This is a genomic window from Blautia sp. LMAG:36 (genome assembly GCF_008680535.1).
Taxonomy (GTDB): Bacteria; Bacillota; Clostridia; order Lachnospirales; family Lachnospiraceae; genus Blautia_A; species Blautia_A fusiformis.
Genome location: NZ_NALB01000007.1, coordinates 399,382 through 417,655, shown reverse-complemented (window position 1 = coordinate 417,655; position 18,274 = coordinate 399,382). Strand labels below are relative to the sequence as shown.

Below are 18,274 nucleotides of genomic sequence, written 5' to 3'. Positions count from 1 at the left end.
AAAAAGGCAACTCCAGCAATAACAAAAAAAGTTGTATGAGTCAGAAAATCAGTGTAAGATAAATGTATTATATTGTGCAGAAGATGTGAAAGATCTGAAAATTTTTCTGCACAGAAGGAGAAAATTATGCCAACAACAGAAAAGCCGGGACTGACCCGGGATGCCATTAAATATCTGGCAATTTTTACCATGCTTCTGAACCATATCGCCAACGTGCTTCTGCCGGAAAACACGATCCTGTGGGAAGTGTTTATAGACATTGGCTACTTCACAGCCATTACCATGTGCTATTTTCTTGTGGAAGGTTTTTACTATACACATTCCAGGAGAAAATACGGTGAAAGGCTTCTGATCTTTGCCGGGATCTCCCAGGTTCCCTATATGATAGCCTTTGGGAATTCACAGCTGAATATGATCTTTACTCTGTTTATCTGTTTTATGATCCTGGTTGTTCAGGAAAGGATGATGGCAAGTAAATGGAGAATTCCACTTCTGATCCTGCTCCTTTTACTATCCGTTTATTCGGACTGGGCAATCCTGGCACCGGTTTTTACCATCTGGTTCCATGAGAGCTGGGGGAACAGGAAGAGGATGATAACAGCGTACGGAGTCGGTGCTGCCCTTTTTGTGCTGTTTAACTACAGCTCCTACGTGGAAAAAATGGCAGCGGGACCGGCAATGCTCCATGCTCTGTTTTCGGCAGCAGGGATCGTGGCATCAGGAATCATCATCCTGTGCTTCTATAATGGCAAAAAATCCGAAAAAGCACCGAAGTTTTCCAAGTGGTTTTTCTATATTTTCTATCCGGCACATCTGCTGATCCTGAGCATAGTCCGTGTTATAGTACAGTAATAGATAAAATAAAATCTCTCCAATATTTATAACCGGATAGATTGCCGAAAATAAATTTCATATCCACATAAAACATAGTAATTCTGTAAGAAAACAGAAAAATAGCGAAAAAACTCTTGAAAACCCACAAATTATCTGCTATGCTAACTGACATGACAAAGGCGTCTGGAAATTGAGTTTCCAGGCGCTTTTTGCGTTGCAGAATAATTGAGGGAATCGAGGAGGAAATGTATGATGAATGCAGGAGATACCGGCTTTATGCTGATCTGTACAGCCTTTGTGTTCTTTATGACACCTGGGCTTGCGTTTTTCTACGGAGGACTGGTCCGCAGGAAAAATGTGGTAAATACCATGATGGCCTGTGGGGCGATCATGGGACTGTCCGTAGTTATGTGGACATTGTTTGGATATTCGCTGGCATTTGGAGGAAATCATGGCGGGATCATCGGAGATTTTCGCTGGTTTTCGCTGAATGGCGTAGGCTGGGAGCCGGGACCTTATGCGGATACGATCCCGCATCTGGTATTTGTGGCGTTCCAGATGATGTTTGCCATGATCACACCGGCACTGATCACCGGTGCCGTGGTTGGAAGAATGCGTTTTAAGGCGCTGTTTTTCTTTATTGCGATCTGGTCTTTGATTGTGTATTATCCAATGGCACATATGGTCTGGGGAGACGGTGGATTTCTGGCAGCCATTGGCTCTGTGGACTTTGCAGGAGGAAATGTGGTACATATCAGTTCTGGTGTCAGTGCACTGGTTCTTGCCATTTATCTTGGACAGAGACGAGGCTATGCAAAAGCAACCTATCGCACACACAATATCCCATTTGTATTTCTCGGAGCAGCTATGCTGTGGTTCGGATGGTTCGGCTTTAATGCAGGAAGTGCGCTGAAGGCAGACGGCCTTGCGGCACATGCCTTTATGACCAGCAGCATTTCTTCTGCCTGCGCACTGCTGACCTGGATGCTGATCGAGGTGATCCGCGAGGGAAAACCGACACTGGTTGGTGCATCCACAGGTCTTGTTATCGGACTGGTAGCCATTACACCGGGAGCTGGTTTCGTACCGGTATGGGCATCCTTTATCATTGGGATCCTGGTAAGCCCGATCTGTTACTTTACTGTGCTCCTTCTGAAACAGAAGCTGAAGATCGATGATGCCCTGGATGCTTTTGGCTGCCATGGTATCGGTGGTATCTGGGGAGGAATCGCAACAGGTCTCTTCGGAAAAACTTCCATTAACTCTGTTGCAAAATGGGATGGCCTTGTGTTTGGAGATCACCGTCTGTTCCTGGCACAGGTATTGAGTATTGTGATCACCATTGCGGTTGCTATTGTGGGAACGCTGATCTGTATCGGGCTCGTGCGGATCTTTACACCGCTTCGTGTAGATCCGAAGGAAGAGATGGTCGGTCTGGATGCATCCCAGCATGGAGAGAATGCATATCCGTCATTTAATGGATTTGACTGATAAAAGAATTTGTTCGGCAATGATCGTGTGAAAATGGAGGAAATCGTATGCTTATAAAGATAGAAGCAATCGTAAGAGAAGAAAAAATGGAAGATGTAAAAGCAGCGTTAAATGAGATCCAGGTTAACGGTTTTACAGTAACCCAGATCATGGGATGCGGAACACAGCGTGGTTACACAGAGTATGTCCGTGGTTCCAAGATCGATGTATTTCTGAAACCGAAGATCAAGTTTGAAATCGTGGTATCATCGGAAGATTGGGAGATCAAAGTTATTGATGCTGTGCAGAAAGCAGCGTTTACCGGTGATCCAGGCGATGGAAAGATATTTAGCTATGAGATCCGTAACGCTGTTCGTATCCGTACAGGTGAGACCGGATACGATGCGCTGCAGTCGGAGTTCCTGTAAAATAATAAAGATATAAAAAAGATCCTTCTGGAAAAACTGAGATATTCAGATTTTCAGAAGGATTTTTTGCAGATAATTAACAATAGTCTTACTTTGATTTGATGCAAACTTCTGCAGTTACATATAAGATAGAAAGGTACACAATAGATCAGTTAGAAAGTAAAATTAAAACATACGGAAAAACTATGTCAAAAAAGAAATCAAAGAAGATCAGAAAAGAGCAGGCTCAGGAGTTGAGTTCAGCAGAACCGGAACATCTTAAACTGGCGGCAGAAAAAACAGCAGCCATTGCAAGTTACATCAAGGATCCGGACTATCGTCTCCGCTGCAAGGCGGCTATAGATATTCTCATGGCGAAGCTTAAAATGATTAACGCAGAACTTTCCGGACAGAAAAAGCGTACTGTGATCAGTCAGATCACCAACCGGATAAAAAGTGCTGAAAGTATTTACGCTAAACTTCTGAAAAAAGGACTGGAACCGGATTTTGAGACTGCCAGAAAAAATCTGAAAGATCTCATCGGCATCCGTGTAGTCTGTCCGTTTGAGGATGAGCTTTACCAGGTTGCAGAATCCCTGGAAATGCAGAAGGATATCGAGATCGTCCGGATAAAGGATTACATTAAAAATCCAAAGAAAAACGGCTACAAAAGTCTTCATTTGATCGTGAAAGTACCTATCTACTCTGCGGAAGGTGAACAGAAAGAACAGGTGGAAATACAGCTTCGGACCATTGCAATGGATTACTGGTCTGTGTTAGAATACGAATTGTATTATAAAAAAAGAGATAATGCGGAAATAGAATCAGAATTAAAAAAATATGCAGAAGAAATTGCTAATCTGGATCACAGAATGCTGGGATTACGAAATAAAATCGAAAAAATCTGAGCAATCAGCGAATGCGAGATCAGAATGCCTGTTTTATGACAAACCTGTAAAATTACTGCATCAGAAAAGGAGAATATCCCGGTGCTGGAGAAATAAAAGATATTTACACATGAAATTATAAATTAGGATTTATAAAAAATAAAACGGAGAATTCCCGAAAGAAAAATTTAAGGAATTCTCCGTTTTATTATCTGACTGAGCAAACTATGAAGTTATTATTCAATATAGAGCTGTGCAACAAATGGGGCATAAGATATCCAACTGCTTTTTCTCTGCCATAGTTGCATTTCAACTGCAAAGATGACACTTTTCACAGGCGGACGGTGTGGCTGCACAACCGCCGAGAGCAGTTTCACGAAGCTCTGCAGGAAGCTTTTTGCCCACAGTATACATGGCATCGATCATCTCATCCAGCGGGATGAACTGGGGGATACCGGCCAGTGACATTTCCGCTGCGATTAGGGCATTGGAAACACCGGCTGCATTACGGTTCTGGCAGGGATATTCCACCAGGCCGCCTACAGGGTCGCACACAAGTCCAAGCATGTTCATAAGAACCGTGGAAGCAGCATAAGTACACTGAAGAGGTGTACAGCCAAGAAGTTCCACAGCAGCGGAAGCAGCCATTGCAGAAGCGATTCCGACCTCAGCCTGACATCCGCCAACAGCACCGGCAACTGTTGCATTACGCATGGCAAGATAGCCGATCGCGCCTGCATTAAATAGTGCCTGGCGGATTTTTTTATCGGAAAAGCCGTAGACCTCCTGAAGAGCAAGCATCATTCCGGGAACGATCCCGGCACTGCCGGCAGTAGGAGAGGCAACGATAAGTCCCATGGAAGCGTTGGTCTCAAGGGTTGCCATAGCGTAGGTGATACCCTTTCCGAGAACATTTCCGCACAGGCTTTTTCCCAGGTCATGAAATTCGCAGAGCTTTCGGGCTTCACCGCCGATCAGTCCGCCCATAGATATCACCGGATCTTTGATGGGGGAAAAAGCAGCATCCTTCATGATCTCCAGAACACGATCCATGCGCTGGTCCACGATTTCAGCAGTGGTTTCACCGAGAAGGATCTCACGCTGGCGCATTACTTCGGAAATCGGAAGCTTTTTTTCCTGGCAGAGAGCAAGAAGTTCCTTGGCATTTTTGAAATCCATAAAACACATCCTCCTTTTCCCTACATCTGAACAACCATGACATCATGGATGTTGGTGTTCCGGTGAATGCTTTCTACGATATCTTCCGGGAGATGACCGTCGGATTCCACGATCGTATAGGCTGTGGTTCCTTTGGATTCACGGAAGAGGCGCATGAAGGCAATGTTAATGTTACGTTCACTTAAGCATCTGGTGATGTAGGCCACAACACCGGGAGTATCCTGATGGATCACGATGATGGCACTGTATTCGCCGGTGAAATCCACTTTCACGTGGTTGATCTCCACAATGCGGACCTTGCCGCCGCCCAGCGATTCCCCCCGGACTGTCATTTCCTGTCCCTGTTCATTGACCATATGGATATCTACAGTGTTGGGATGGACATCGGTTTCCGCTTCATTTGGAGTAAAGGAAAAGTCGATCCCCTGTTCCCTGGCAATATCAAAAGAATTCCGTATACGCATGTCATCTGTGGAAAAGCCCATGATCCCGCCAAGGAGGGCACGGTCTGTACCGTGTCCCTTGTATGTTCTGGCGAAGGAACCATAAAGGATGAATTCTACTTTTTTCAGGGGCGGCGTGATCATCTTCTGGGCAAGGAAAGCAATACGCGCAGCCCCTGCGGTATGAGAACTGGAAGGACCGATCATGTTGGGACCCATAACGTCAAATACACTGATAAAAGACATTTTGCTTAATTCTCCTGTGGTGTTTTTGCAATAAATTTCTTATAAATGGTGTCAACGATCACGCCGATGGCGTTGTCACCGGATACATTGCAGGCAGTTCCGAAGGAATCCTGGGTAATGTAAAGGGCAACCATGATAGCACAGATGGCACCGTCCGGATCACCGGCTTCCGCTCCGAATACCATGTAAAGGAATGGAAGGGCAGTCATGATGGAACCACCGGGAGCACCGGGAGATGCAACCATGGCAACACCGAGAGTCATGATGAACGGAACGATGATCCCAAGACTGATGGGCAGCTGGTTCATAAGGCAGACTGCAGTAGCACAGGCTGTGATGGTGATCATGGAACCGGCCATGTGGATGTTTGCACAGAGTGGTACTACGAAGTTGCGGATCTGCTCGCACACGCCGTCTTTCTTGGCACATTCCAGATTGACCGGGATGGTAGCTGCGGAAGACTGGGTTCCCAGAGCAGTTGTGTATCCCGGGATCTGATTTTTGATCAGAGTGAAAGGATTCTTTTTGCTGACAGTACCTGCGATCACAAACTGGATCGTAATGCAGATCAGGTGCATGATGATAACAACAAGGAATACCTTCCAGAGGATGCTTAAGATGGCAAAGGTTTTTCCGGAAATAGTCATATCTGTGAAGGTTCCGCAGATGTAAAGCGGAAGCAGCGGGATGATAATGGCATGAAGGACCTTATCAATGATCTTGGAAAAGTCACTCATTCCGTTATAAAGGCTGTTTCCCATTTCTTTTCCACGCATGGAAGAGAGGCACAGTCCCATGACAAAGGCAAGGGCAACAGCAGAAAGAGTATCCATGACCGGCTCCAGTGTGATAGAGAAAAACGGTGTCAGGGATGCGTCTGCGGTAGCTGCGATCTGATCCAGTGCACCTTCACTCATAAAGTGTGGGAACAGGCTGGATGATACCAGATAGGATGCGGAACCTGCGATCAGAGTGGAGCCATAAGCCAGAGCCACTGTGATCAGGAGAAGCTTCCCTGCACCCTGTGAAAGATCCGCAATACCCATGGTCACATAGGCAAGGATCATCAGCGGGATGACGAATTTCAGAAAGGTACTGAAAAATCCGGAAAGGGTTACAACAAAGCGACAGAAGCCTTCCGGAAGGAACTGGCCGAACAGGATACCTACGATGATGGCAATGATCAGCTTCGGCACAAGTCCGATCTTGATTTTTTTCTTTTCCATTTGGATTCTTTCCTCCTAAGTATGAATTTATTCATTTTGCACAAAAATACGATTGACGTCCTCGTGATTGTATTGTAACATTGACATAAAAATAAGGCAAATTCACAGATTTCATCATCACGATGAAAAAATTTCATAGTAAAAGGGAGAAAATCATGGAAATCCGTCAGTTGGAGACGTTTGTACATGTAGCACAGCTTCAGAGCTTTTCCAGGGCAGCAGAGGTTCTGGGATACACTCAGTCAGCGATCACTGTTCAGATCCGTCTTCTGGAAAATGAGCTGGAAACAAGACTTTTTGACAGAACCGGAAAGCGTGTGGTGCTTACTCCGTCCGGAAAAGAGTTTATGGGGCATGCAAGCCGGATCTTATATGATGTAAATAAAGCAAAAAAGTCAATGAATGATGATGCGGAACTGAAAAATCCATTACATATCGGGACGATTGAATCTCTCTGCACAGCAAAGCTTCCGGCTGTTCTCAGCAAATTTCGTGAGTTTCACCCGAAAGTAAATATGCAGGTGACTATTGATACACCGGAGCAGCTGATACGGATGATGGAGCATAACGGGCTGGATCTTATTTATATACTGGATACTCCAAGGTGGGACCAGAACTGGGTGAAGGTCATGGAGAAGGCGGAGCCGGTAGTATTTGTGGCCTCTGCAGATTCGGAGTTTGCGGGAAAGACGCTGAAGATGGAGAATATCCTGGAAGAGCCTTTTTTTCTCACGGAAAAGAATGCCAATTATCGGCAGGCCCTGGATCAGCAGCTGGCGCTTAAGAAGCAGGCCCTGTCACCGGTGCTGGAGATCAGCGATACCGCTTTTATCATCCGCATGCTGGAAAAGAACCACGGACTTTCCTTTCTTCCCTATCTGGCTGTGGAGCGGGATATCCGGAAAGGAAGAATTGCCCTTTTACATGTGGAAGATGTGGAGATATCCATGTACCGGCAGATCTTTTACCATAAGAATAAGTTTAAGACGAGAGAGATGGAGGAATTCATTCGCCTGGCGGCAGAGTGAAAGGCAGAGCTTGTAAAAACAAATAAAATGTGGCACTATAAAAGAAAAAAGCGTAGGAGAGAAAAATGGATTTTATTGAAGAAGCAAAGAAGCTTGGCTTTTCCGATGCGGCGGTCATGAAAACCGATAAGCTGGTGTTTGTGCCGGAATACCGTGTTTTCTGTGAAGAAAATGCCTGTGGTAATTATGATAAAAATCCCGCATGTCCACCGGAAAGCGGGACTGTGGAAGAAATGAAGGAACGTGCCCTGGATTATGAGAACACTCTGGTGCTCCAGACGACGCAGGACAGACTCATGGATTACAGAAAAGCCAAACTTGCACATAATAAACTGACAGAGCAGCTCTCAGAGAAGATGAAAGAGTGCGGAAAAACAGATATTCTGATCATGAGCGCCGGACCGTACAAGCATAATTCCTGTATGTCTGCCTATTGTGTGGATGCGCAGAAGATGGCAGATGCTGTGGGAATGCAGTGCTGGACTAATGATGGAAAGTTCCGGTATTTTTCGCAGATCCTTTTTCGAGAGTAGAGTAGCGCATTTTTTATACATTTTTAGTATAAAAACTGGACATATTGTCAGGAAAAGGGTAAATTTATTTTGAAATGATCAAACAGGAGGAAAACCAGAATGGAAAAATCAACAGTTTATTTCACTGATTTTCGTTGCCCGGTGGGAACCAGTCAGCTGGACAAACTGAAAAAACTCTGCGTTGCCGCAGGAATCAAAGATATCGATATGGATGGAAAATTCGTAGCCATCAAGATGCATTTCGGAGAGCTTGGAAATATGGCATTCCTTCGTCCGAACTATGCAAAGGTAGTAGCAGATCTCTGTAAGGAGCAGGGCGGAATGCCGTTCTTGACAGATTGTAATACCCTTTATCCGGGAAGCAGAAAGAACGCACTGGAGCATTTGGACTGTGCAAATCTTAATGGATTTAACACGATCACAACCGGATGTCAGATCATCATCGGTGACGGAGTTCGAGGAACCGATGAAGTAGAAGTTCCGGTAGTGAACGGAGAATACTGTAAAACTGCCCTGATCGGCCATGCTATCATGGACGCAGATATTTTTATCAGTCTCAGCCACTTCAAGGGACATGAGACAACCGGCTTTGGCGGTGCTCTGAAGAATATCGGTATGGGATGCGGAAGCCGTGCCGGAAAGATGCAGCAGCATGCCAGCGGAAAGCCGGCCATCAATGAAGAAGTCTGTCGTGGCTGCCGCCGTTGTGCGAAAGAGTGCGGAAGTGATGCGATTACATATGTAAACAAGAAAGCAGTTATCGATTACGATAAATGCAAAGGCTGTGGTCGCTGTATCGGGGCCTGCAGCTATGATGCCGTATACAATCCGAATAGCAGTGCAAACGAGCTTCTTGACCGCAAGATGGCAGAGTATGCACAGGCTGTCTGTCACGGACGTCCCCATTTCCATATTGCACTGGTACAGGATATCAGCCCTAACTGTGACTGCCATGGTGAAAATGATGCGCCGATCCTTCCGGATATCGGAATGTTCGCAAGCTTTGACCCGGTTGCACTGGATCAGGCCTGTGCAGATGCCTGCCTGAAGGCAACACCGATCGCTAACAGCCAGCTTGGAGAGCATCTGGCAGAGCCGGGATGGCACTGTCACCATGACCACTTTAAGGATTCCAATCCGAATATTGAGTGGAAGGCAACCCTGGATCAGGCAGAAAAGATCGGTCTGGGAACCAGGGAATATGAGCTGAAGATAATCAAATAAGCAACAGAAATCATATAAAATCACGAAAGCACGCCTGTTACATGGCGTGCTTTTTTGCGTAAATAAAGAAATATAAAATGAAAAAACGTATAAAGACGGTATCTAAAATAAAAAACATGTGCGTGCATATGCGTGCTCGAAATACAGCCATTGTGAATAATATACAAAGAAATAACAGGAAAATTTGGACAAAAACGAGAAAACAGAAAAAGCTGTAAATTTATATTGCATAATCAGACTGCGTGTGATAACATACACACAACATAATTAACACGCATTTAACACGCAAACAAAGAAGAATAGCACGCAAATAAGAAAATATCAAATATAAGCGGAGCTAATGTGCAGGAAAACGTGCAGATCGTGTGTACAGAAACAGGCTGCATTCTGTGAGCAGAGAATATAGAGCAGGCCTGAAATCTTTTTCAGAGGAGGAAATTATGACAGGAATACAGAAAAAACAGCGTCTGCTGACTATGATATTCGGAGCTTTTGCAATCTTTTTTACCGGATATCCCCATGTATGGTCTATTTACCAGCCCTATGTGATGGAGCAGGCAGGCTGGAGCCAGGGACAGGCATCCATGTGCTTTTATCTGGCACTGAGCACCTTTGTATTCGGAAATATCGTAGGCGGAAGGATGCAGAACCGCTTTAAGGAAAAGACGATTGTATGGATCGGAGGCGGGACCTTTGCGGCAGGAATCCTGGCATCCGCATTTCTGATCGTTTCCACACCGCTTCCTATGTATCTCTCCTATGGAGTGATGCAGGGATTTGGTCAGGGAATGATCTATACGGTGATTCTGGCAACGGTACAGAGATGGTTCCCGGACCGTACCGGATTTGCTTCCGGCGTTGTGGTAACTGCCAACGGACTTTGCGGATTTTTCCTGGCGCCGCTGAGTCGAAAGCTGCTGGAGGCAGAGGGCGTGCAGAAAACCTTTCTGATCATTGGGGCAGCCATCGCAGTTTCCTGGATCCTGTGCGGCATCTTTTTTCAGGCACCCGATAAGAGTCTGGTGAACGCAGGTGGCTCTGCGGCAAAGTCCGGAACATCGGAGATGAAGCAGTATACATCCGGAGAGATGATGCGTACAAGAAATTTTTATCTTCTTCTTGCGACCATGTTCTTTGGACTGATTTCTTATTTTATGGTTTCACCGGTATCCCAGACCTACCAGATCGACCTTGGGATTCCGTCTGCAGTGGCAGTCAGCGCCGTTATGCTTGGATCCATTGTCAATGCGGGAGCAAGACTGGTGCTTCCGACACTGGCAGATAAAGTGGGAAGGATCGTCTGCATCAAAGGAGTGCTGATCGTGGCAGTGATCGCTATGGGAGTTCTCGCTGTATCAAGATCCCTGGCAGTAACGGTTGCTGTTGTTCTGATGTACGGCTGCTACGGCGGCATCATGGGAAGCTTTCCGTCTCTGACAAGCTCTATTTTCGGAATGAAGCACACTGGGGAGAATTACGGATTTGTCATGTTCGGCATTGTATTTGCAACCTTTGGCGCACCGGCAATCTCCGGTCTGGTGAGCAGCAAAGGTTATGAGATGAACGTGGTATTTGGGATCGGAGCTGTTTTTGCAGTGATCGCATTGGTATGCCTGACTCTACTTGGACGGAATCTTGTGAAAGAGCATGCCGAAAAATCTGCCGGAGTAAAGGATGATACAGCACAGGTAAGCAAACCACAGGCAGAATAAGTCTGAATGTAACTGGATGCAGAGCTGTATCAGCTGCCGGATCAAAGACAGCTGACTGAGAATCAGAAAACAGAAAAACCTGGAAGAAATAAAATGCCTGTGGCTGATTTCTTCCAGGCTTTTTTTGAGTTGCCGGAATCAGATATTTCTGCTAGGATAACGAAAGGATGAGAAAATCAGATATTGTTTTTGACTGTTTATTTTGATCTGTCGTTTGAAGAAACCGTGAGACGACATAATACAAGAAACAGAGAATTTGGTGAAAAAGATATGCGCAGATGGTGGAGAGAAAAAGATTTTTCTTCAGTTCTCAGGGAACAGTCTATTACCTGCGAAATGGATACAGACAGTATTGTTGAGAAAATATACTCGGATTTGAACGCAGATCGCAAAGCGATTGCGTTCATGAGCATATAAAGTGAATGTAATACAAACATGTTCAGACTGGCAGCATAATTGCGATCATGCTGCCCTTTTTGCTGCTTTCCAGTACTTTTACCTGTCCGTTATGCTGTCTGACAATTTCACTGACAAGTGCAAGCCCCAGGCCGGCACCTCCCATAGCACGGCTTCTTGATTTGTCCACACGGAAGAACGGGGTGAAGATTTTTTCCTGATATTCAGGAGGAATGCCGATTCCGGTGTCGGAGACTTCAAGAAAGACGTAATTGACAGACGTGGATGTATCTGTTATTTCTTCAGAAGGATGGATATTTACGGTTACTTTTCCACCGGAGTGATTGTATTTGATCGCATTTTCCACAAGATTGTACACAGCGCGATACAGCAGCAGATAGCTTCCGGTAATGATGCAGTCCCCTTCCTGCTGGATCAGTTCAACTTCTTTCTGTTCCGCTACGGAAGCCAGGTCGCAGAAAACCTCATCCGTCAGTGCTGCCAGAGAGATCCTTTCGGAACGTTCAACAGTCTGTACACCGGTCATATCCAGGAGGATTTCAGCCAGATGGGAAAGTCGCCCGGTCTGTTCCTGGAGCATGGAAAAAATCTCCTGATAATCCTTTAAAGCAGGTGTTTCCCTGCGGGCAAAGACCTCCAGATTTGTCTGGATAACGGCAAGAGGAGTCCTAAGCTCATGGGCTGCATTGGCAGAAAACTGCTTCTGTGCAGTAAAGGCCTCATCCAGGCGTGCGAGCATTTTGTTAAATGAAATTGTCAGGCGGGAAATTTCGTCATTGGTAGCAGGAACTTCAAGAGCCTCTGAAAGGTTCTGGACCTCTATTTGGTTTACCTCCTGGCTGAGTCTGCGAAGCGGAAGTAATGCCTGACGGCTGATAAAATAAGTGCAGATGCTGCTGAGAAGGATGATGATCCCTGTTACCATGAGTCCTTTGGTGAGAAAAAGTTTTTTGGTCAGCTGCAGCTGATCGGAAAGCTCCGGAAATAAGACGGAGGGATTCATATTAAAGGTGATGGGAGTAGAATCTGTGTTATCGATCCGTATCATGTAATCTCCCAGATCCTCCATTCCGGCAACTGCAGACTGGCTGATAAAAAAATACATCAGAATGCAGGTGACTGTCATAAGCAGTGCGGTGATCAGTGTCAGACGCCATTGAAGAGAAAGCTTTCCGGTTATTTTTTTCATTGTATATCCTCCGTTAAAATGTAACCCTGGCCGATCTTATTCTGTATTGGATCAAAGCCGAGAGCCGTGCGCAGCTTTTTTCGAAGAGAAGAAATGTGGACACGAATGGAATTGCTGAGACTGTTGACGCTTCCGTCCCAGATATGCTCGATCATTTCTTCTGGGCTTATGATACGGTTCTGATGAAGAAGGAAATATTCCAGAAGAGAACTTTCCTTTCGGGTCAGAGAAAGAGGAAGTCCATCGATACTGGCCTTTCTTGTACGGGTATCAAAGCTGATACGTCCGCATTGCAGACATACATCCTGCTGGATAAATTTCCTTCGTGTCAGACTTCGGATCCGTGCCTCCAGCTCTTCAAAATGAAAAGGCTTTGTGAGATAGTCATTGGCACCGAGATCAAGCCCTTCAACCTTGTCCTGGATCTGTCCTCTGGCAGAGAGGATCAAAACGGGAGTGGAAGTATCGGATTCCCGAAACTGGCGCAGGATTTCCAGACCATCAACGCCTGGAAGGTTCAGATCAAGAAGGATGAGATCATAATTTTCCACCAGACATAATTCCAGTCCTTCATCCCCGTCAAAACATGTGTCCGCTTCATAGCCATCCATGCGAAGTCCCTCCGCAATAGACTGGCAGAGCTGCTTTTCATCTTCGATTATCAATATATGCATAATAAATTCTCCTAAAAAACAGTTGATTTTGCTTTGTTATCTATCATATCATGTATAGCATAAAATTCCTGTAAATTTTTTTATTTCTTAACAGAGATTTTATACAGGGGATGATATAGTAAGGCTACAGAGAACAAAATTAACATATAAAATATACGCCGGTTCCGGATATGGGCCGGTGATATCAGAAGGGAGAATATAAACAATGAAATTAAGAACACAGAAAATAACAGCACTTATGGCAGCAGCGGTATTAGGAATATCTGCATTTGGAAGCGTACCGGTAACAGCGGCAGAAAGCACGGAAACAGCAGAGATCGGAGAGGCAATGGCGGTGGATGGAGAGGCAGTTTCATCAGATCTGGTAGCAGGTACATTTAAGCCTTCCGACGTAACCTGCAAGGCACAGGATTCTTATGAATATCCGTTTCTGGGACTGAAGCTTTCGCTTTCGAAGGAGCTGTTAAAGCAGATCAAGGACCAGAGCATTGCAATGCTTACCACGGAAGATTTTGAGAATCAGACCAACGCAGTGACATATGCCTATGTAAGCTGGAGCAAAATGACAGAGGAACAGAAAAATGCCGAAATACAGAAGATGGGAACCGGATATGACGACTGGGTGGCAGGTCTGGACAGAATTGGCACAATTGGCGTTTATGACGAAGCTTCACAGAAAAAGCTGGATGAGATCACTGGCTGTACAGAGCATAAAGAGCTTGGAAGCAGCAGTGACGGGAAATACAAATATTATCTGAGCACCAACAAAGATGCAGATGAAAAGCTGACAAAGGAGCTGGAAAAGATCAAAACCGACATTACGGAAATGACACCGTATCAGAATATTTCTGTGTTTGACCAGCCACAGGATACCAGCGTCAACCCGGAGGATGTAAAATCTGTAGGAAAATTTGAAACAACAGGAATAGATGGAAAAACATATACAGAAAAAGTATTCAGTGACTATGACCTGACGCTGGTAAATGTTTTTACAACCTGGTGCTCACCATGCGTAAAAGAAATCCCGGAACTTCAGGAGCTCTATAAAGAAATGAAAGATAAAGGCGTCGGAGTAGCAGGCGTGGTGCTTGATACTACAGATGAAAAGGGAAATCAGGACGAAGAGGCTGTAAAAAAAGCAGGCATTCTTCAGGAAAAAACAAAAGCAAAATATCCGTTCCTGATACCGGATACTACTATGATGAACGGCCGTCTGCAGGGGATTTCCGCATTTCCTGAAACATTTTTTGTTGACAAAGATGGAAACATTGTAGGCGATACCTATACAGGAAGCCATACACTGGACGAATGGAAGGAAATCGTGGAAAAAGAGCTTAAAAACGTTTCAAAGTAAAAGATGATCATTATGGAGAGTGGAAAAATGATTCGGAAAATAACAGAATCCAGGTGGATCGGACCTGCTCTGGCGGTTTTGGGAATTTTACTGATGATACTGGGAATCTGCAGGGGCGAAGTGTCTGTAGTTTTTACAAAAGCGATCAACATCTGTATGGAGTGTATTGGCATTGGATAATAAGAAGATGAAAATAAATGAATGGCCGCGGCATGGGATCCAGGCATTGTGGGCGGCCCTTACAAACAGTCACATATCAGGCTTTGTGACTGGAAAGATCTATACCGGAAAACTGAAAAATGTCTGTGTTCCGGGGCTGAACTGTTATTCCTGCCCCGGGGCAAGAGGGGCCTGTCCCATTGGTTCCCTTCAGGCTGTGATCGGAAGCTGGAACTTCAAGATGGCATATTATGTAGCTGGATTTCTGATCTTTGTAGGAGCGTTGCTTGGAAGACTGGTGTGCGGATTTCTCTGCCCCTTTGGACTGATCCAGGATCTGTTGAACAAGATTCCTTTTCCAAAGAAGATCCGGACATTTCGGGGAGATAAGCTTCTGCGAAAACTGAAATATGTGATCTTTCTTGTATTTGTGATCATACTTCCCATGTTTGTAGTAGATATCATGGGCCAGGGAGCACCATATTTCTGCAAGCTGATCTGCCCGGCAGGAACACTGGAAGGAGGTATCCCTCTGGTGCTGCTGAACAAATCCATGCGAAGTGCAGTAGGCTGGCTGTACATGTGGAAAAATACAATCCTGGTGATCACCATTATCTTATCAATTATGATATACCGGCCATTCTGTAAGTATATCTGTCCGCTGGGAGCTTTTTATTCGGTATTTAATAAAGTTTCCGTTTTTCGTTACAGAGTAGATAAAGAAAAATGTGTTCACTGCGGAAAATGCAGGAATATCTGCCAGATGGAGGTCGATCCGACGGAAAATCCAAACAGTACAGAATGTATCCGATGTGGAAGATGTAAAAAGATATGTCCGACACAGGCGATCCGGTGTGGGTTTGCAGGCAAACCCTGATACAGAAAAATACGAAAACGGTACAGCTTATAAAATATAAGGTGTACCGTTTTTTGCAGAAAACTACTTTTCCATATTATCTATCAGTAACATATTCAGCTGTTCCCAGCGCTTCAGATCTTTTTTTGTAAAAAGCAGCTGGTGGCGGAACGCTTCGGTAAGCTCTTGTGGTTTTAAAGTGATCACACATTTGAATGCGCAGGGCATCAGATCCGCACTGGAAATCCCACACAAAAGTCCTGTTGTAAAATCTCGAAGCTCCAGAGGATTAAAAATGTACAGGAGATCTTCTTCCAGTGGGTTATACTGATTTACAAAGGAAAAACGGATCAGCATATCACTGTAAAGAACTTTTCCGGTGTAAAAAATCTCACTGCTTCTTCCGTTGGCAGAAACAGAACAGATCGTTAAGGTTGCTTCGTATTTTCCGGATTCGCCTTTTTTTTCATAAATATCGATGACGCCATCCTTCGTACGCTGATAGCGTCCATCGTAAAAGTAAAAATATAGCCGCTGTGCCTGAAAAAATGGGCTTTTTTGTCCTTTTCCCGGTGCATTGGACGGTTTACTGGCTGTTTCAGGAAGACCAGTGGTAAGCTGGGACATAGATACCTGGAGAATCTGGCTGATATCATACAAAGTTTCGATATCAACGGAGATATCTCCATTTTCATATTTGCATACGGTAGCTCGACTTTTATGGATGGCATCTGCCAGATCCTGCAGAGTCATCTTTCCGGCTTTTCGGTATTTTCTTATTTGTTCACCTACATAACAGGTAAAATTACTCATTTTGTTTCCTCATACTATCTATTTTTCTTATTAATTTTTATTGTATACGATTATATCGGAAAAACCGGTATTTTGTAAAGTAGTAAGAAACTTTTTTGAGATAAAATTTCGTAAAAAGAAACTTCTGCCATTTGCACTTATCTTTATTTAAGGTAAGATATGGCTGTTAGGCTGAAGGTTTCAGCCTATATCAAATATATACTTGAAGAGGGGAAATTGAAATGAAAGAAAAAGGAAGTAGCTTTTCCGGCTCAATAGGCTTTGTCCTGGCGGCAGCCGGAAGTGCAGTAGGAGTTGGAAATATCTGGAGATTTCCATATCTCTGTGCCAAAGATGGCGGAGGACTTTTCCTGCTGGTTTATCTGGTACTGGTACTGACTTTTGGATTTGTACTGTTGACAACGGATGTAGCACTTGGGAGAAAGACAAAGAAAAATGCATTGAGGGCTTTTGAATCTCTTGATCCAAAGTGGAAATTTTTAGGACATTTAACGTTTATGGTTCCGGCATTGATCATGACCTATTATTCTGTTATCGGTGGATGGATTGTAAAATATTTTTTTACTTATATTATTTCTGATGGGAAAGATGCGGCTTCAGATGTATACTTTACATCATTTATTACATCAGATATTGCACCCGTTGTATTTATGCTGATCTTTCTGGCACTGACTGCCTGGATCGTATTTCGTGGTGTGGAAAAGGGAATCGAAAAGTTTTCCAGGATCATTATGCCGGGGCTGATTCTTCTGATTGTGATCATTGCGATTTTTTCACTGACACTGTCCCATACTGATACGGATGGAACTGTCCGCACCGGTATGCAGGGGCTGGCTGTTTACCTCAAACCGGATTTTCATGGATTGACGGTAAAACGCTTCCTGGAGATCCTTCTGGATGCGATGAGCCAGTTATTCTTTTCCTTAAGTGTATCTATGGGAATCATGATCACATATGGTTCTTATGTGAAAAATGAAGTTAATTTAAATAAAGCAACAAATCAGATTGAGATCTTTGATACCGGCGTTGCGTTTCTTGCAGGAATGATGATCATACCGGCTGTTTTTGTATTTCTCGGAAAGGATGGAATGGCTTCCGGCCCAAGCCTGATATTTATCTCACTGCCAAAGGTTTTTGATGCCATGGGAGTATTTGGCCGTCCGGTGGCAATTGCATTTTTCCTGATGATGGGATTTGCGGCACTGACTTCCTGCGTGTCTGTCATGGAGACACTGGTTGCAAACTGCATGGAACTTTATCATAAGCCACGTAAGAAAATGTGTGGTGCTGTCGGAATCTATTCTCTTGTTACAGCAGTACTGATCTGCCTTGGTTATAACAAACTGTATTTTGAACTTAAACTGCCAAATGGTTCCGTTGGACAGCTGCTGGATGTGATGGATTATATCAGCAACAGTTTTCTGATGCCGTTTATCTCACTTTTGACAAGTATTCTGATCGGCTGGGTGATCGGCCCTGACTGGATCATAGGAGAAGTGGAACGAAATGGGGAACACTTCAAACGGGCAGGGTTATATCGCTTTATGATCCGTTATGTAGTGCCGGTTGTAATGCTGATATTATTCCTGGTATCTACAGGATTTGCAGATTTGATTTCATAAG

General features: G+C 44.5%; 18 protein-coding genes. 12 read left to right on the top strand and 6 right to left on the bottom strand.

Translation table 11 applies throughout. The features are described from left to right. Window positions 1–126: 126 nt before the first annotated feature. The 4 genes from CCC17_RS11370 (at window position 127) to CCC17_RS11355 (ending at window position 3,619) form a co-directional block, all read left to right on the top strand. A complete protein-coding gene (locus tag CCC17_RS11370; RefSeq protein WP_235812364.1) occupies window positions 127–852 on the top strand; it encodes a TraX family protein in 726 nt (241 codons plus the stop codon). A 234-nt stretch (window positions 853–1,086) separates the two neighbouring features. Beyond that, entirely contained in the window at window positions 1,087–2,325 is a 1,239-nt protein-coding gene (locus tag CCC17_RS11365; protein WP_114002288.1) for an ammonium transporter, read from the top strand. A gap of 47 nt (window positions 2,326–2,372) precedes the next feature. Then, a complete protein-coding gene (locus tag CCC17_RS11360; protein WP_015527276.1) occupies window positions 2,373–2,732 on the top strand; it encodes a P-II family nitrogen regulator in 360 nt (119 codons plus the stop codon). Between the two features lie 185 nt (window positions 2,733–2,917). After that, on the top strand, window positions 2,918–3,619 hold the full coding sequence (locus tag CCC17_RS11355) for a GTP pyrophosphokinase (RefSeq protein WP_287083118.1): 702 nt from the start codon (window positions 2,918–2,920) through the stop codon (window positions 3,617–3,619). 288 nt (window positions 3,620–3,907) lie between these two features. Here CCC17_RS11355 and sdaAA read toward each other — a convergent pair whose 3' ends face one another. From sdaAA to CCC17_RS11340, 3 genes are read right to left on the bottom strand one after another with little or no spacing between them, the layout of a single operon-like run. After that, window positions 3,908–4,777 carry an L-serine ammonia-lyase, iron-sulfur-dependent, subunit alpha gene (gene sdaAA / locus CCC17_RS11350; protein ID WP_287083117.1) on the bottom strand — a complete coding sequence of 290 codons (870 nt, stop codon included), beginning with the start codon at window positions 4,775–4,777 and terminating at the stop codon, window positions 3,908–3,910. Between the two features lie 20 nt (window positions 4,778–4,797). After that, the gene (gene sdaAB / locus CCC17_RS11345; RefSeq protein ID WP_015527273.1) at window positions 4,798–5,466 is read right to left on the bottom strand and encodes an L-serine ammonia-lyase, iron-sulfur-dependent subunit beta; all 669 of its coding nucleotides are present in this window, start codon (window positions 5,464–5,466) and stop codon (window positions 4,798–4,800) included. A 5-nt stretch (window positions 5,467–5,471) separates the two neighbouring features. Further along, window positions 5,472–6,692 (bottom strand): dicarboxylate/amino acid:cation symporter, encoded by a 1,221-nt coding sequence (locus tag CCC17_RS11340; protein ID WP_287083116.1) that lies wholly within the window; start codon window positions 6,690–6,692, stop codon window positions 5,472–5,474. 155 nt (window positions 6,693–6,847) lie between these two features. Here CCC17_RS11340 and CCC17_RS11335 point away from each other — a divergent pair, with 155 nt between their 5' ends. From CCC17_RS11335 to CCC17_RS11320, 4 genes are all read left to right on the top strand, one after another. After that, window positions 6,848–7,720, top strand: a complete 873-nt coding sequence (locus CCC17_RS11335) for a LysR family transcriptional regulator (protein WP_021976645.1) — start codon at window positions 6,848–6,850, stop codon at window positions 7,718–7,720. 65 nt (window positions 7,721–7,785) lie between these two features. Beyond that, a complete protein-coding gene (locus tag CCC17_RS11330) occupies window positions 7,786–8,253 on the top strand; it encodes a DUF2284 domain-containing protein (protein WP_114002284.1) in 468 nt (155 codons plus the stop codon). Window positions 8,254–8,352: 99 nt separating this feature from the next. Beyond that, entirely contained in the window at window positions 8,353–9,477 is a 1,125-nt protein-coding gene (locus tag CCC17_RS11325) for a DUF362 domain-containing protein (RefSeq protein ID WP_114002285.1), read from the top strand. 440 nt (window positions 9,478–9,917) lie between these two features. After that, the gene (locus tag CCC17_RS11320; RefSeq protein WP_114002289.1) at window positions 9,918–11,189 is read left to right on the top strand and encodes an MFS transporter; all 1,272 of its coding nucleotides are present in this window, start codon (window positions 9,918–9,920) and stop codon (window positions 11,187–11,189) included. 439 nt (window positions 11,190–11,628) lie between these two features. On the opposite strand, the gene CCC17_RS11315 is transcribed toward CCC17_RS11320, so the two are convergent. Continuing rightward, a complete protein-coding gene (locus CCC17_RS11315) occupies window positions 11,629–12,795 on the bottom strand; it encodes a sensor histidine kinase (protein ID WP_129976076.1) in 1,167 nt (388 codons plus the stop codon). Then, on the bottom strand, window positions 12,792–13,469 hold the full coding sequence (locus tag CCC17_RS11310) for a response regulator transcription factor (protein ID WP_015527267.1): 678 nt from the start codon (window positions 13,467–13,469) through the stop codon (window positions 12,792–12,794). The genes CCC17_RS11315 and CCC17_RS11310 overlap by 4 nt, the downstream gene beginning before the upstream one ends. Before the next feature lie 205 nt (window positions 13,470–13,674). Between CCC17_RS11310 and CCC17_RS11305 the strand changes: the two genes are divergently transcribed. Genes CCC17_RS11305 through CCC17_RS11295 form a run of 3 tightly spaced genes read left to right on the top strand, consistent with a single transcriptional unit; the run spans window position 13,675 to window position 15,859 of the window. Then, window positions 13,675–14,823: a TlpA family protein disulfide reductase gene (locus tag CCC17_RS11305; protein WP_021652979.1), complete on the top strand. Its 1,149-nt coding sequence runs from the start codon at window positions 13,675–13,677 to the stop codon at window positions 14,821–14,823. Between the two features lie 27 nt (window positions 14,824–14,850). Then, window positions 14,851–15,003, top strand: a complete 153-nt coding sequence (locus tag CCC17_RS11300) for a CD1871A family CXXC motif-containing protein (protein WP_092068499.1) — start codon at window positions 14,851–14,853, stop codon at window positions 15,001–15,003. A 7-nt stretch (window positions 15,004–15,010) separates the two neighbouring features. Further along, the gene (locus tag CCC17_RS11295) at window positions 15,011–15,859 is read left to right on the top strand and encodes a 4Fe-4S binding protein (RefSeq protein WP_110102924.1); all 849 of its coding nucleotides are present in this window, start codon (window positions 15,011–15,013) and stop codon (window positions 15,857–15,859) included. Between the two features lie 63 nt (window positions 15,860–15,922). Here the strand turns inward: CCC17_RS11295 and CCC17_RS11290 are convergent, their stop codons facing one another. Beyond that, window positions 15,923–16,651 carry a helix-turn-helix domain-containing protein gene (locus CCC17_RS11290; protein ID WP_110102907.1) on the bottom strand — a complete coding sequence of 243 codons (729 nt, stop codon included), beginning with the start codon at window positions 16,649–16,651 and terminating at the stop codon, window positions 15,923–15,925. Between the two features lie 221 nt (window positions 16,652–16,872). Here CCC17_RS11290 and CCC17_RS11285 point away from each other — a divergent pair, with 221 nt between their 5' ends. Next, window positions 16,873–18,273 carry a sodium-dependent transporter gene (locus CCC17_RS11285; protein WP_021652983.1) on the top strand — a complete coding sequence of 467 codons (1,401 nt, stop codon included), beginning with the start codon at window positions 16,873–16,875 and terminating at the stop codon, window positions 18,271–18,273. The last annotated feature ends 1 nt before the right edge of the window (window position 18,274 follow it).

Bases quoted from the DNA above. Each gene is read 5' to 3' on its own strand.
- CCC17_RS11370 (WP_235812364.1), top strand. From the start codon at position 127: ATGCCAACAACAGAAAAGCCGGGACTGACCCGGGATGCCATTAAATAT.
- CCC17_RS11365 (WP_114002288.1), top strand. From the start codon at position 1,087: ATGAATGCAGGAGATACCGGCTTTATGCTGATCTGTACAGCCTTTGTG.
- CCC17_RS11360 (WP_015527276.1), top strand. From the start codon at position 2,373: ATGCTTATAAAGATAGAAGCAATCGTAAGAGAAGAAAAAATGGAAGAT.
- CCC17_RS11355 (WP_287083118.1), top strand. From the start codon at position 2,918: ATGTCAAAAAAGAAATCAAAGAAGATCAGAAAAGAGCAGGCTCAGGAG.
- sdaAA (WP_287083117.1), bottom strand. From the start codon at position 4,777: ATGGATTTCAAAAATGCCAAGGAACTTCTTGCTCTCTGCCAGGAAAAA.
- sdaAB (WP_015527273.1), bottom strand. From the start codon at position 5,466: ATGTCTTTTATCAGTGTATTTGACGTTATGGGTCCCAACATGATCGGT.
- CCC17_RS11340 (WP_287083116.1), bottom strand. From the start codon at position 6,692: ATGGAAAAGAAAAAAATCAAGATCGGACTTGTGCCGAAGCTGATCATT.
- CCC17_RS11335 (WP_021976645.1), top strand. From the start codon at position 6,848: ATGGAAATCCGTCAGTTGGAGACGTTTGTACATGTAGCACAGCTTCAG.
- CCC17_RS11330 (WP_114002284.1), top strand. From the start codon at position 7,786: ATGGATTTTATTGAAGAAGCAAAGAAGCTTGGCTTTTCCGATGCGGCG.
- CCC17_RS11325 (WP_114002285.1), top strand. From the start codon at position 8,353: ATGGAAAAATCAACAGTTTATTTCACTGATTTTCGTTGCCCGGTGGGA.
- CCC17_RS11320 (WP_114002289.1), top strand. From the start codon at position 9,918: ATGACAGGAATACAGAAAAAACAGCGTCTGCTGACTATGATATTCGGA.
- CCC17_RS11315 (WP_129976076.1), bottom strand. From the start codon at position 12,795: ATGAAAAAAATAACCGGAAAGCTTTCTCTTCAATGGCGTCTGACACTG.
- CCC17_RS11310 (WP_015527267.1), bottom strand. From the start codon at position 13,469: ATGCATATATTGATAATCGAAGATGAAAAGCAGCTCTGCCAGTCTATT.
- CCC17_RS11305 (WP_021652979.1), top strand. From the start codon at position 13,675: ATGAAATTAAGAACACAGAAAATAACAGCACTTATGGCAGCAGCGGTA.
- CCC17_RS11300 (WP_092068499.1), top strand. From the start codon at position 14,851: ATGATTCGGAAAATAACAGAATCCAGGTGGATCGGACCTGCTCTGGCG.
- CCC17_RS11295 (WP_110102924.1), top strand. From the start codon at position 15,011: ATGAAAATAAATGAATGGCCGCGGCATGGGATCCAGGCATTGTGGGCG.
- CCC17_RS11290 (WP_110102907.1), bottom strand. From the start codon at position 16,651: ATGAGTAATTTTACCTGTTATGTAGGTGAACAAATAAGAAAATACCGA.
- CCC17_RS11285 (WP_021652983.1), top strand. From the start codon at position 16,873: ATGAAAGAAAAAGGAAGTAGCTTTTCCGGCTCAATAGGCTTTGTCCTG.